This is a genomic window from Amycolatopsis sp. NPDC006125, from assembly GCF_040614195.1.
GTDB lineage: Bacteria > Actinomycetota > Actinomycetes > Mycobacteriales > Pseudonocardiaceae > Amycolatopsis_E > Amycolatopsis_E tucumanensis.
Genome location: NZ_JBEXTZ010000086.1, coordinates 24,063 through 35,498 on the forward strand (window position 1 = coordinate 24,063; position 11,436 = coordinate 35,498).

Sequence of the window (11,436 nt, forward strand, 5' to 3'; positions counted from 1 at the left end):
GCATAGACTCATGCACCATGCGCATGGATCTGACGGTGCAGCAGCTCCGGGCCGTGGTCGAGGTGGCCGACGCGGGCGGGTTCACCACGGCCGCCCAGCGGTTGCACCTGGCCCAGTCGTCGCTGAGCCGCACGGTCGCCGAGGTGGAGCGCAAGGTGGGTGTGGCGTTGTTCGAGCGGACCACCCGGCGGCTCGTGCCGACCGCGGAGGGCGTGGAGTTCACCCGGATCGCGCGCGAGGTGCTGGCCTCGTTCGACGCCGGGCTGCGGCACTTCACCGGATTCCTCGCCGGCACCCGCGGGCACGTCCGGGTGGCGACCCTGCCGTCGCTGGCGGCGATCCTGCTGCCCCCGGTCATCGCCCGCTACCGCCACGAATGGCCCGGCGTGGAACTGTCCATCGAGGACTGCCTGTCGGACGAGGTGCTCGCCCGGGTGCGCTCGGGCGCGGTGGACCTCGCGGTCACCGTCGTCGGCGAGGCCCCGGACGACCTGGAGGTGCAGCCGCTGGCCGCCGACGAGTGCTGCTGCGTCTTTCCGCCCGGCCACCCCTTCGCGGACGCGGAAACCCTGTCCTGGCAACGGATCCAGGGCGAGCCGTTCATCGCCTTCTCCCCCGGCAGCAGCATCCGCCCGCTGGTCGACCACGCGCTCGCCGAGGCCGGGGTCGCGCCCGGCCACACGATCGAAGCACGCAACATCGCCGCGGTCGCCGGGCTCGCCGCCGCCGGACTGGGCGTCTCCGCGATCCCCGGCCTGGTGCTGCCACTGGTCGCCTTCGCCGGGCTGCGCAGCCTGCCGCTGGACGGGCCGCGCGCCGAACGAACGGTCGCGCTGGTCCGAGACCCGTCCCGGCCGCGCCCGCGGGCCGTCGCCGCGTTCACCGAGGCCCTCCTCCAGGCCCGGGACCGCGGCGACGGCCTGCCGGCTCACACGCGCTGGCTCACCCGCCGTGGCAGTGACCGCCCGTCGACGGCGGCACGTCCAGCGTCGGGTTCCGGTCGAAGAACCCCACCGGCTTGAGCTTGAACCCGGTGCAGTCCACCGGCATCACCGGCCAGTCCTCCGGGCGCGGGAAGTGCGTCAGCCCGAAGGTGTGCCACAGCACGATGTCCTCGCCGTCGATGTCCCGGTCGGCCGCGGTCCACGCGGGCAGCCCGGCGCCGCCGGGGTTCTGGTTCACCAGGTCGCCGGCCGGGTAGCGCTCGGCGTCGGAGTAGCGGGTCACCCACAGGTGCTTCGTGGCGAAGGTGGCCCGCGCGTGCACCGACGAGGACTCGTCCGCCAGCAGCGTCGGCTGGCCCTCCGGGTAGAGCACGTAAGCCGGGTTGCGGCCGAAGCGGTTCTGCCGCTCCGGGTTGACGATGTGCCACACCCGGCCGCGGGTGTTGTCGGCCGCCCGCGCCGCTTCGGACTCACGGGTCAGCCGGGTGCGCGCCTCGCGGAAGGCGTTGCCGTACGGGTTGGCCTCGCTCACCGGCACCCGCACCGCGTCGACCTCGTCCACGGCGTTGCGGTCGCCGTCGACGCTGACGTCCAGCCGCGCGCAGAACAGGTGCTGGTGGTAGGGCGCGCCGAGGCCGGGCGCCATTTCGGTGGCGTACTCGTGCCCCTCCGCGGGGTAGGCCGAGGTGAACGTGACGCCGGTGGCCTTGGCCTCCAGCTCGATCGTGCCGTCGAGGTAGAAATACCAGTAGAAGCCGTAGTCGTAGTTGCCGATCGTGGTGAAGAACGACACCACCAGCCGCCGCTGCCGCCGCGTCTCGTGGGAGCCGGCGAACATGTCGCTGTGCTTCCACAGCACGCCGAAGTCCTCTTCGTGCATGCAGATCGCGTTGCGGATGGTGCGCGGCTCGCCCAGGTCGTCGGCCACCACCGCGTCGAAGTAGCGGATCTCGCCGAGGCAGTCGCAGCCCAGCTCCAGCGAGTTGGTGTAGCGGGCGAACATGTACTCGCCGCAGTCGAAGTAGTTCTGCCAGAACCGCACCGGCGACGGGTCGGCGTAGGGCACCACCATCTCGGCCACCGACGCCCGGTACAGCACCGGCCGCTCGTGGAACGAGATCTCGTGCAGGGTGAGGCCTTCCCGCTCGTTGAAGCCGATCCGCAGGTCCCAGTTCTCCCATCGCACCCGGCTGCCCTCGACCGCGTAGCTCGGGCCGTCCGGCTGGGTGATCTCGATCGGCTTGAGCGTGGTGCGGTGCGGCCCGGTCTGCGCCGGGTCGTCGAAGTTGCCCGGCTCCTGCGGCACCGGCAGCTCGCGGTGGTCGATGACGGTCGTCACCGCGCGGGCGGTGAGGTCGACGTAGGCGACCAGCCCGTCCACCGGGTGCGCCCACGGGTGGTCCTTCTCGTGGAGCTGCTGGAAGCCCAGCGCCCGCACCACGCGGCGGCCGGTCTCCCCGGGGTGGTCGTAGGAACCGGCGGACAGCGGCACCGCGCGCACGGTGGCCGGGTCCAGGCCGCGCTTGCGCAGGGCATCGGTCCACCGCGGCTCGGCGTTGAGGATGTCCTCGATGAGCTCGAACTCGGTGTCGATGATCGGCGGCTGGCCGTCGGCGACCGGGTCGATCTCCCGCAGTTCGTCCACAGTGGACCGGGTGGCCGACACCACGACGTCCTTCGACGAGCCGTCGGCCAGGTCGAGCAGGATCGCCCGGAACCGGCGGTCCACCTCGTCGCCCGGCCGGTGCGCGCGCACCACGGCCTTGCCCGGCTCCTCCAGCGCCAGGAAGGCGAACCGGACGGACTCTCCCAGCAGCCCGGCGGCGCTGAGCACCTCCCGGACCGCGCGGACCTCGTCCTCGGTCATCGGGTCGAGCGGGTGCGTCGTGGTGGTGCGTTCTTCGGCGAGTGTCATCGGCGATCCTTTCAGGCGATGGCGGGTTCGGTGGCGGGCGAGCGCAGGACGGCCGAGAGCACGGCCCCGAGGGCGAACGCTCCGGCGAGCACGGCGAAGATGACGGCGGCCAGGCCGAACGAGCCGCCGATGAGCGTCGGGAAGTTGAGCACGGTCAGCACCAGGCACGTGCCCAGCCCGGCCAGGCCGAGCACCGGCGCGGCGAACGTGTGCCAGGCGCGCCGGTCCACCCGCGTGCGGCGGAAGAACACCACCACAGCCGAGCACGTCAGCGTCATGAGCACGAGCACGCCGAGGGTCGCGGTGCCGGCCATCCACGAGAACACCTGGGTGACCGGGTCCATCCCGGCCAGGGCGAACACCGCGATCAGCACGACCGCGCTGACCGACTGCGCGAGCGAGGAGACGTGCGGCGAACCGTGCCGGTGGTGGCTGCGGCCGCAGGCGGCGGGCAGCGCGCCGGAGTTGCCGAGCGAGAACGCGTACCGGGCGATGACGTTGTGGAACGACAGCAGCGCGGCGAACAGGCTGGTGATCAGCAGGACCTGCACGACGTCGGCGCCCGCGGTGCCCAGGTAGCGGCCGACCGTGGTGATCAGCATGTTCCCCGGGTCCGCACCGGCCTGCTCGACCGCGGCGCTGTCGCCCCACGCAGAGACGACCGCCCAGCTGGACAGCGTGTAGAACCCGGCGATGAGCAGCAGCGACAGGTAGGTGGCGCGCGGGATCGTGCGGGCCGGGTCGCGGGCCTCGTCGCGGAACACCGCGGTGGCCTCGAACCCGATGAAGCTGGCGATGGCGAACATGATCGCGATGCCCACCGAGCCGGAACCGATCTGCGCCGGCTGCAGGAACGCCGTCGACAGGCCGCCATCGCCGCCGCGCACGGTGACGACCGCGTCGAAGACCAGCACGATCCCGGCCTCGCACAGCAGCAGCACGCCGAGCACCTTGCTGCTCAGCTCGATGTGCCGGTAGCCGAGCAGGCCGACCACGGCGAGCGCGGCCAGCGACCACACCCACCACGGCAGCGCGGGGCCGCCGTAGTGCTGCACCAGCCCGTCGAGGGCGGCGCCGAGGTAGCCGTAGACGGCCAGCTGCACCGCGGTGTAGGTGACCAGGGCGAGGAACGCCGCGCCGAGGCCGGGCGCGCGGCCGAGACCCTCGCGGACGTAGGCGTAGAAGGCGCCCGCGTTGGGCACGTGGCGGCTCATCGCGCAGAACCCGACCGCGAACAGCAGCAGGACCACGCAGCACAGCACGAAGGTGGCGGGGAAGGCGGCGCCGTTGCCGAGCGCGACGCCCAGCGGCACGCTGCCGGCGACCACCGTGAGCGGCGCGGCGGCCGCGACGACCATGAAGACGATGGAGCCGGCGCCCAGTGAACCGGTCAGCGACCGTGGCGTATCCATGAGACCTCCGGGGACTCAGCGGGGATTTCCGGTGACGGCTGCACAGCGTTGAGCAGCAACGTTGCGCCGCCGTCAGCCGCCGGTCAAACCCCGGTCTCCGCCGCCGGGAAGTCCCGCGGTGGCGTTCTCCCAACGCGGGAACGGCTCCGGTGTTTTTCTCATTTGACGCGCGCGGCCATGTCCTCGGTCGTAACCCCGGAGTTACAGTGCCGGGTTACCGTCCACAGAGGAGGAAATGCCGGATGTCCGTGCCACCCCGGGTGCTGCCGCCGTTGCGGCGCGAGTCCCCGATGTCCGGGCTCGACCGCCGCAACCTCGGTCCGCTGCAGGTGTTCGCGCAGTCGATCTCGGCCGCGGCGCCGTCGGCGGCCATGGCGGCCGCGCCCGCGGTCGCCGCGGCAGGGGCCGGGACCGGGGTGCTGTGGTCGTTCGTCGTCGCGACCGTGCTCGCGCTGCTCATCGGGCTGGGGATCGCGCAGTTCACCCGCCGCATGGCGGCCGCCGGGTCGCTGTACAGCCTGACGGCGAAGGGGCTCGGCCCGGCCGCGGCGTTCGCGTGCGGCTGCGCGTTGCTGATCGGCTACGGCCTGCTGACGATGGCCGCGCTCACCGGGTCCGGCGTCTACCTGCAGGACCTGCTGCGGCGCGCCGGGCTGGACCTGGGCTGGGGGCTGGTCGCGGTGCTCGTGCTGGTGCTGGGCGGGCTGGCGACGGCGTGCGTGCTGCGGGGTGTGCGGTTGTCGGCGACGGTGGTGCTCGTCGCCGAGGCCGTGTCGATCTCGCTGATGCTGGTCGTGTTCGGGTTGCTGCTGGCCAGGGTCGGCCCCGGGCTGGCGCCTGCCGCGCCGGACCGGGGCGTCGGCGGGATCGCGGCCGGGGTGCTGCCCGCGCTCGGCGCGTTCATCGGGTTCGAGGCGGCGGCGTCGTACGGGGTCGAGGCCCGGCGGCCGTTCCGGACCGTGCCGCGGGCGGTGCAGGGCACGGCCGCGTTGTGCGGCGTGCTGTACCTGGTGGCGGCGTACACGCAGGTCATCGGCCTGGGCGGGCTGCCGGGCGGGCTCGCCGGGCAGGCCGAGCCGGTCAGCACGCTGGCCGCGCTGCAGCAGCTGCCGTGGCTGTCCTACCTGCTCGACCTGGGCATCGCGGCGTCGTTCCTGGCGTGCACGCTGGCGACCGGCAACGCGCTGGTGCGGGTGCTGCTGTCCATGGGGCGCGAAGGGGTGGCGCCGGCCGCGCTGGGCCGGACGCACCCGCGGTACCGGACGCCGCACGTCGCGATCCTGGCCGTGCTGCCGCCGGTCGCGGTCGTGCCGGTCGTGCTGATGGCCGCCGGGATGAGCACCACGTCGGTGTTCGTCACGCTGCTCAACGTCGCGGTGTTCGGCTACCTGGTGGCCTACCTGCTGGTGTGTGTGGCGGCGCCGGTGTTCCTGCACCGGATCGGCGAGCTGACCCGCGGGGCGCTGGTGGTCGGCGCGATCACCGCGCCCGCGCTGCTGGCGGCGCTGGTCGTGTTCACGGCCGACAACCTGGGCGGCCCGTACCCGGCGGTGTTCGGGCTGTGCGCGCTCGCCGGCCTGGCCTGGTTCGCCTGGCTGCGCCGGCGGCGGCCGCGGGACCTGGCGCGGGTCGGGATCTACGACGAGACGTCCGAGGCCGACCTGCTTGGCGGCGAGCGGTGAGCCCGGAGACGCCGCTGTCCGGCCGCCAGCCGAAGGCGGTCCGCAGCGCGCTGGCGGTGCTGGAGGAGGTCGCGGCGGCCGGGCCGGGGGTCACGGCGAAGGAGATCTCGGCCGCGTTGAAACTGCCACCGGCGACGACCTACCGGCTGCTGAACCTGCTCGTCGGCGAGGAGTACCTGGTGCGGTTGCCGGACCTGCGGGGATTCGCGCTGGGGCGTCGCGCCGGGCGGCTGGCGACCCCGGTGCCGGTGCGGCCGCCCGCGGCGGCCAGGGCGATCGTGGAGCACCTGCGGCAGCGGGTGCGGTGGGGTGTGCACCTGGCGTCCTACCGGACCGGGCGGCTGACGCTCGTCGACCCGGACCCGGACCACCCGCCGTCGGACGGGGCGCTGCTCGCCCGCTACCCGCACGTGTCCGCGCTGGGCAAACTGCTGCTTGCCGAGCAGGCCGACTGGCGCGCGGTGGTGCGGGAGCTGCGGTCGTTCACCGAGCGGACGATCGTCGACGCCGACCGCCTGGACGCCGAACTCGCCGCGGTCGCGCGCGACGGGCTGGCCCGGCAGTGCGGTGAGCTGCTGGAACGCAAGGGCTGCCTGGCGGTGGCGATCCGGGACGTGGTCACCGGCGAGCTGGTCGCCGGGCTCGCGGTGAGCGGGCCCGCGGAACGGGTCGCCGAGCCGAACGCCGAGCTGGTGGCGCTGGTGCGCGACCACGCCGGGCAATTGGCGCCACTTCTCGCGTGAGCGATGTCGAGAACGCGGAAGCGGCTCCGTCCCCGGCCTGACACACCCCGGAAACCGGAGGAGACGGACATGGATGTCACCGCTGAACTGGCCAAGCCGATCGCGCGGGAGCTGCTGCAGTCGAACATCCCCGCGCGGCTGGCGTACGACGGACTGGACGGCGAGCCCCGGGTGATCCCGATCGGGTTCTGGTGGGACGGCGAGCACCTGGTCATGGCCACCGTGCCGAAGTCGGCGAAGGTCGCGGCCCTGCGCCGCAACCCGCGCGTGGCGATCACCATCGACCGCATGGACCCGTGGCCCCCGCGCGTGCTGCTGATCCGCGGCACCGCACGCCTGGAACTGGTCGACGGCGTCCCCGACGCCTACATCGAGGCGTCCCGGAAGGTGACGCCCGCCGAGGTGTTCGAGTCCTGGGAGCAGGGCGTGCGGGCGCTGTACGAGCAGATGGTGGTCATCACGATCGAACCGGACTGGGCGAAGCTGCTCGACTTCGAGACGACGCTGCCCAAGGCGGTGGAGGACCTGCTCGCCTCCCGCCAGGGCTGACGGTTCAGCCGGCGCCGGGGGATGCGCCCCGCCCACCGGCGGTCATGACCACCCGGCCCGCGCCGACGTCGGGGCAGCAGCACCGCTCCAGCGGCCACGAGTCCACCTGGAATCCAGGCTAGGGTGCCACGCGGCTGGCCCTGCTGCGTCCGCGAAGAGCCGCCGCACGCTCCGGCAGTGCGCCCGTGGCGCCGGGGCGGCGATCCCGCCTAGGCTCGCAGCGTGCGGATCGTCTCCTTGCTGCCCGCCGCCACCGATCTGGTGGCCGAGCTGGGGCTGGCCGGGCAGCTGGTCGGGCGGACGCACGAGTGCGACTGGCCGCCCGGCGTCGAGGACGTGCCCGTCGTCACCGGCAGCGGCCTGCACACCGCCATGAGCAGCCGCGAGATCTCGCAGGCCGTCGGGGGCGCCCACGCCGGCTCCGCGCTCTACGCCCTCGACGCGGCGAAACTCGCCGCACTCCGGCCCGACGTCGTGCTCACCCAGGACCTCTGCGAGGTCTGCGCGGTGTCCTACCGCCGGGTCACCGACGCAGTCCGCATGATGGACGCCGGGCCGCGGGTGCTGAGCCTCGAACCCCGCACGCTCGCCGAGGTGCTGGACTGCCTGCTGCTGCTCGGCGACGTCCTCGGCGTGCCGGACGTCGCCCACGCGAAACACGCGGAACTACTCACCCGCCTCGCGGACCTGCGGGAGCGGACCCGGGACCTGCCCCGGCCCCGGGTCGCCGCGATCGAATGGCTCGACCCGGTCTGGCCTGCCGGGCACTGGGTGCCCGAACAGATCGCCGCCGCCGGTGGGGAGCCCCTGCTGGCCCGGCCGGGCGAGCACACGAAGGCCATCGACTGGGCCGCGGTGGCCGCCGCCGAACCCGACGTCCTCCTCCTGCTCCCCTGCGGCCTGCCGCCGGAGCGCACCGAGGCCGAACTCGGCCTGCTCACGAGCCGGCCGGGCTGGGCGGACCTGCCCGCCGTGCGCGCCGGGCAGGTGTGGATCCTCGACGGCCCGTCCTACTTCAACCGCCCCGGCCCGCGCGTCGTGCGCGGCGCGGAGATCCTCGCGCACGTGCTGCACGGCATCGGGACCGTCGAGCCGGGTCAGGCGAGGCGCACCTCGATCTCCGGCGGCGTCCGCAACGTCTGATACACCACGCAGTACCGCTCGGTCAGTTTGCGCAGCGTCGCGAGCTGCTCCTCGGACGCGTCGGTGTCGAGGTCGAACGACAACCGGATCGCCTGGAAGCCCACCGGCGCGGACTTGTCGACCCCGAGCGTGCCGCGGAAGTCCAGGTCGCCCTCGGCCCGCACGGTCCCGCCGCGGATCTCCAGCCCCAGCGAGGTCGCCACCGCCCGCAGCGTCACCCCGGAGCACGCGACCAGCGCCTCCAGCAGCATGTCGCCGGAGCACGCGAGGCTGCCGTCGCCGCCGGTGGCCGGGTGCAGGCCCGCCTCGACCACCGCCCGCCCGGTCTCCACCTTGCACGAGATGCCCAGCCCGTCGAGCTCCGCGTTGGCGCGCAAGGTGATCAGCGCCTGAGCCGGGTCCTCCCGGTAGCGCTCCTTGAGCGGCGCCTGCAGTTCCCTGAGTTCGCCTGCGTCCATGCCCGCCAGTATGACCGCGTGAACGGGCTCACGCCGGTGTCAAGGCCGGATCAAGACCGGGCCCGCGCGTGTCATCGCCGCGTCAGCCCGGGGTCCGCGCGGCCCGCCACGGAGATTTCCTTCGGTGCAGGGAAACCGAAGGAGGACGTCATGACACTCGCCGAGGTGCTGCCCAGTGTGGGGCTCGCCGGAGAACCGCCGCTGGAACCCGGCCTGTGGCCGCGCACCACCCGCCTCGCCGAGGGCGGCGACCTCACCTGCGGCGGCGTGCGCCTGACCCGGCTCGCCGCGCGGTTCGGCACGCCGGTGCAGGTCTTCGACGAAACCGAGGTCCGCGGCCGCGCCGAATCGCTGCGCGCCGCGTTCCCCGGCGCCGAGATCGCCTTCGCCACCAAGGCCCTGCCGGTGCGCGGCGTGCTCCGGGTGCTGGGTTTCAGCGCGGACGTGTGCTCGGCCGGCGAGATCGCCATGGCGCGCTCGGCCGGCGTGCCGGGCGAGCGGATCCTGGTGCACGGCAACGTGAAAACCCCGGAGGACCTCAAGGCCGCGTTCACCGCGCACGCCGGCCGGATCGTCGCCGACTCCGCCGACGAGATCGACCAGCTCGCCGCGCTCGCCCCCGCCGGGCAGCGGGTCCTCGTGCGGGTCACCCCCGGCGTCGACGCGCACACGCACCGCGCGCTGGCCACCGCCGTCGAAGGCCAGAAGTTCGGGTTCTCCCTCGCCTCCGGCGCCGCGCTGGACGCCGTCGGGCAGGTCCTGGCCCAGCCGGGCCTGCGCGCCGCCGGGTTGCACTGCCACCTCGGCTCGCAAGTGCGCGACACGGGCGCCTACGCCGAAGCCGTGCGCCGCATGGTGGGGCTGCTGGCCGAGGTCCGCGAGCGGCACGGGGTGACGCTGGACCAGCTCGACCTCGGCGGCAGCTTCGCGGTCCCCTACCGCGCCGGCGAGCAGGCGTTCGACCTGACCGGCGCCGCCCGCCGGATCCTGGGCACGCTGCGCCAGGAGTGCGACCGCCACCGGCTCCCGGTGCCGCGGCTGGTGCTGGAACCCGGCCGCTGGCTCGTCGCGACGGCCGGGATCACGCTGTACCGGGTGGCCGCGGTGAAGAACGGGTTCGTCGCCGTCGACGGCGGCATGAGCGACAACCCGCGCCCGGCGCTGTACGGCGCGCGCTACACCGCCCGGCTCGTCGGGCGGCACACCAAGGCGCCGCGCCGCCCGTGGATTATCGCGGGCAGGCACTGCGAGGCCGGCGACGTCCTGGCCGAGGACGTGCCGCTGCCCGCCGACATCCGCCCCGGCGACCTGCTGGCGGTACCGGTGAGCGGCGCCTACCACCACGCGCTGGCCTCGAACTACAACCTGGTGGGCCGTCCGCCGCTGGTCGCCGTGGCCGACGGCGCACCGCGCGTGCTCGTGCGCCGCGAAACCGAGGAGGACCTGCTGCGCCGCGACCTCGGCTGACCGGGCGGGCTACGTTGAAGATCATGAACGACACCCCTCGCCTCCCCGGACTCCGGCTCGCCGACGCCGATGCGCTGGTGAACAGCGCGCTGGGCGTCGCCGCGGAGCGGGGCTTCCCGCCACTCGCGGTGGCCGTCCTCGACGTCGCCGGCGAGGTGATCGCGCTGCGGCGGGCGGACGGCGGCATGCCCATGACCAGCCGCATCGCGGTGGCCAAGGCGCGCACCGCGTTGCTCACGCTGCGGCCGTCCGGGGCGCTCGAGCTGCCCGGCGCGATCGTCGGCAGCATCCAGCACCTCTACGACGGCGACTACGTCCCGTTCGCGGGCGGGGTCCTCGTCACCGACGGGGACGTGGTCCTCGGCGCCGCGGGCGCCTCCGGCGGTCACGCCCGCGAGGACGACGAGGCCGTGCGCACCGCCGTGCAGCGCTGGCAGGAGGACCTGCTGCGCCGCGACCCCGGCTGATCGGGGAAGCTCGGCGCATGGTCTCGGTATTGCAGAACGTCGCGATCGACTGCGCGGACGCCTACGAGCTGGCCCGGTTCTGGAGCGCGGTGACCGGCCGTCCGCTCCACCCGGACGACCGGCCGGGGGAGCCGGAGACGCAGGTGCTGCTCGCGGAGGGTCCGGTGCTGCACTTCAACCAGGTGCCGGAGCCCAAGACGATCAAGAACCGGATCCACCTGTGCCTGCGCCCGAAGACCTCGCGCGACGAGGAGGTGGCGCGGCTGCTAGGCCTCGGCGCCACGTTCGTCGCCGATCACCGGAACCCCGACGGGTCCGGCTGGGCCGTCCTCGCCGACCCCGAGGGCAACGAGTTCTGCGTGCTCCGCAGCGACTCCGACCGGGCCGCCATGGAGTCCTGACCGGCCTGGGCAGTCCCGAGCGTGGTGTCGATGAACGCGCGCGTCGCCGCGGTCACCGGGCCGCCGCGGTGCACCAGCCACTGCGGCAGCCGCTCCGGCGGGTCGAACCGGTAGACGTCCGCGCCCGCCCGCACCGCGAGGTCGGACCAGCCGTCCGGCATCAGCCCGGCGCCGATGCCCTTGAGCACCATCGGCAGCACCACGCCCCGGTCCCCGGCCTCGGCCGCGACCGTCATGTCGCCGACGGTCGCGGCC

The 11,436-nt window shown here is 73.8% G+C and carries 11 protein-coding genes and 1 pseudogene; 8 read left to right on the top strand and 4 right to left on the bottom strand.

Going from position 1 to position 11,436, the window contains the following annotated elements; all coding sequences use genetic code 11:
- Window positions 1–17: 17 nt before the first annotated feature.
- On the top strand, window positions 18–1,022 hold the full coding sequence (locus tag ABZ193_RS33025) for a LysR family transcriptional regulator (protein ID WP_020420615.1): 1,005 nt from the start codon (window positions 18–20) through the stop codon (window positions 1,020–1,022).
- Here the strand turns inward: ABZ193_RS33025 and ABZ193_RS33030 are convergent.
- Both ABZ193_RS33030 and ABZ193_RS33035 read right to left on the bottom strand, forming a co-directional pair.
- The gene (locus ABZ193_RS33030) at window positions 943–2,859 is read right to left on the bottom strand and encodes a primary-amine oxidase (RefSeq protein ID WP_354712646.1); all 1,917 of its coding nucleotides are present in this window, start codon (window positions 2,857–2,859) and stop codon (window positions 943–945) included. The genes ABZ193_RS33025 and ABZ193_RS33030 overlap by 80 nt on opposite strands.
- A gap of 11 nt (window positions 2,860–2,870) precedes the next feature.
- Complete coding sequence (locus ABZ193_RS33035; RefSeq protein ID WP_354712647.1) at window positions 2,871–4,271, bottom strand: APC family permease; 1,401 nt, start codon at window positions 4,269–4,271, stop codon at window positions 2,871–2,873.
- 242 nt (window positions 4,272–4,513) lie between these two features.
- Between ABZ193_RS33035 and ABZ193_RS33040 the strand changes: the two genes are divergently transcribed.
- The 4 genes from ABZ193_RS33040 to ABZ193_RS33055 all read left to right on the top strand — a co-directional run bounded on the left by ABZ193_RS33040 (window position 4,514) and on the right by ABZ193_RS33055 (window position 8,388).
- Window positions 4,514–5,953 carry an APC family permease gene (locus ABZ193_RS33040; RefSeq protein ID WP_354712648.1) on the top strand — a complete coding sequence of 480 codons (1,440 nt, stop codon included), beginning with the start codon at window positions 4,514–4,516 and terminating at the stop codon, window positions 5,951–5,953.
- Window positions 5,950–6,696: an IclR family transcriptional regulator C-terminal domain-containing protein gene (locus tag ABZ193_RS33045; protein ID WP_354712649.1), complete on the top strand. Its 747-nt coding sequence runs from the start codon at window positions 5,950–5,952 to the stop codon at window positions 6,694–6,696. Before ABZ193_RS33040 ends, ABZ193_RS33045 begins: the two co-directional genes overlap by 4 nt.
- Before the next feature lie 69 nt (window positions 6,697–6,765).
- Window positions 6,766–7,245: a pyridoxamine 5'-phosphate oxidase family protein gene (locus tag ABZ193_RS33050; protein WP_020420620.1), complete on the top strand. Its 480-nt coding sequence runs from the start codon at window positions 6,766–6,768 to the stop codon at window positions 7,243–7,245.
- Window positions 7,246–7,467: 222 nt separating this feature from the next.
- A complete protein-coding gene (locus ABZ193_RS33055) occupies window positions 7,468–8,388 on the top strand; it encodes an ABC transporter substrate-binding protein (RefSeq protein ID WP_237338545.1) in 921 nt (306 codons plus the stop codon).
- Here ABZ193_RS33055 and ABZ193_RS33060 read toward each other — a convergent pair.
- The gene (locus ABZ193_RS33060; protein WP_020420622.1) at window positions 8,343–8,846 is read right to left on the bottom strand and encodes an OsmC family protein; all 504 of its coding nucleotides are present in this window, start codon (window positions 8,844–8,846) and stop codon (window positions 8,343–8,345) included. The genes ABZ193_RS33055 and ABZ193_RS33060 overlap by 46 nt on opposite strands.
- A gap of 150 nt (window positions 8,847–8,996) precedes the next feature.
- Here ABZ193_RS33060 and lysA point away from each other — a divergent pair, with 150 nt between their 5' ends.
- Genes lysA through ABZ193_RS33075 form a run of 3 tightly spaced genes read left to right on the top strand, consistent with a single transcriptional unit; the run spans window position 8,997 to window position 11,181 of the window.
- Complete coding sequence (gene lysA, locus ABZ193_RS33065) at window positions 8,997–10,313, top strand: diaminopimelate decarboxylase (RefSeq protein WP_354712650.1); 1,317 nt, start codon at window positions 8,997–8,999, stop codon at window positions 10,311–10,313.
- Window positions 10,314–10,336: 23 nt separating this feature from the next.
- Window positions 10,337–10,780: a heme-binding protein gene (locus ABZ193_RS33070; protein ID WP_020420624.1), complete on the top strand. Its 444-nt coding sequence runs from the start codon at window positions 10,337–10,339 to the stop codon at window positions 10,778–10,780.
- A gap of 17 nt (window positions 10,781–10,797) precedes the next feature.
- Entirely contained in the window at window positions 10,798–11,181 is a 384-nt protein-coding gene (locus tag ABZ193_RS33075) for a VOC family protein (RefSeq protein ID WP_354712651.1), read from the top strand.
- Here ABZ193_RS33075 and ABZ193_RS33080 read toward each other — a convergent pair.
- A pseudogene (locus tag ABZ193_RS33080) lies at window positions 11,076–11,436 on the bottom strand (LysR family transcriptional regulator); the annotation flags it as partial. The gene ABZ193_RS33075 and the pseudogene ABZ193_RS33080 overlap by 106 nt on opposite strands.

Coding starts and splice junctions, on each gene's coding strand:
- ABZ193_RS33025 (WP_020420615.1), top strand. CDS start 18: ATGCGCATGGATCTGACGGTGCAGCAGCTCCGGGCCGTGGTCGAGGTG.
- ABZ193_RS33030 (WP_354712646.1), bottom strand. CDS start 2,859: ATGACACTCGCCGAAGAACGCACCACCACGACGCACCCGCTCGACCCG.
- ABZ193_RS33035 (WP_354712647.1), bottom strand. CDS start 4,271: ATGGATACGCCACGGTCGCTGACCGGTTCACTGGGCGCCGGCTCCATC.
- ABZ193_RS33040 (WP_354712648.1), top strand. CDS start 4,514: ATGTCCGTGCCACCCCGGGTGCTGCCGCCGTTGCGGCGCGAGTCCCCG.
- ABZ193_RS33050 (WP_020420620.1), top strand. CDS start 6,766: ATGGATGTCACCGCTGAACTGGCCAAGCCGATCGCGCGGGAGCTGCTG.
- ABZ193_RS33060 (WP_020420622.1), bottom strand. CDS start 8,846: ATGGACGCAGGCGAACTCAGGGAACTGCAGGCGCCGCTCAAGGAGCGC.
- lysA (WP_354712650.1), top strand. CDS start 8,997: ATGACACTCGCCGAGGTGCTGCCCAGTGTGGGGCTCGCCGGAGAACCG.
- ABZ193_RS33070 (WP_020420624.1), top strand. CDS start 10,337: ATGAACGACACCCCTCGCCTCCCCGGACTCCGGCTCGCCGACGCCGAT.
- ABZ193_RS33075 (WP_354712651.1), top strand. CDS start 10,798: ATGGTCTCGGTATTGCAGAACGTCGCGATCGACTGCGCGGACGCCTAC.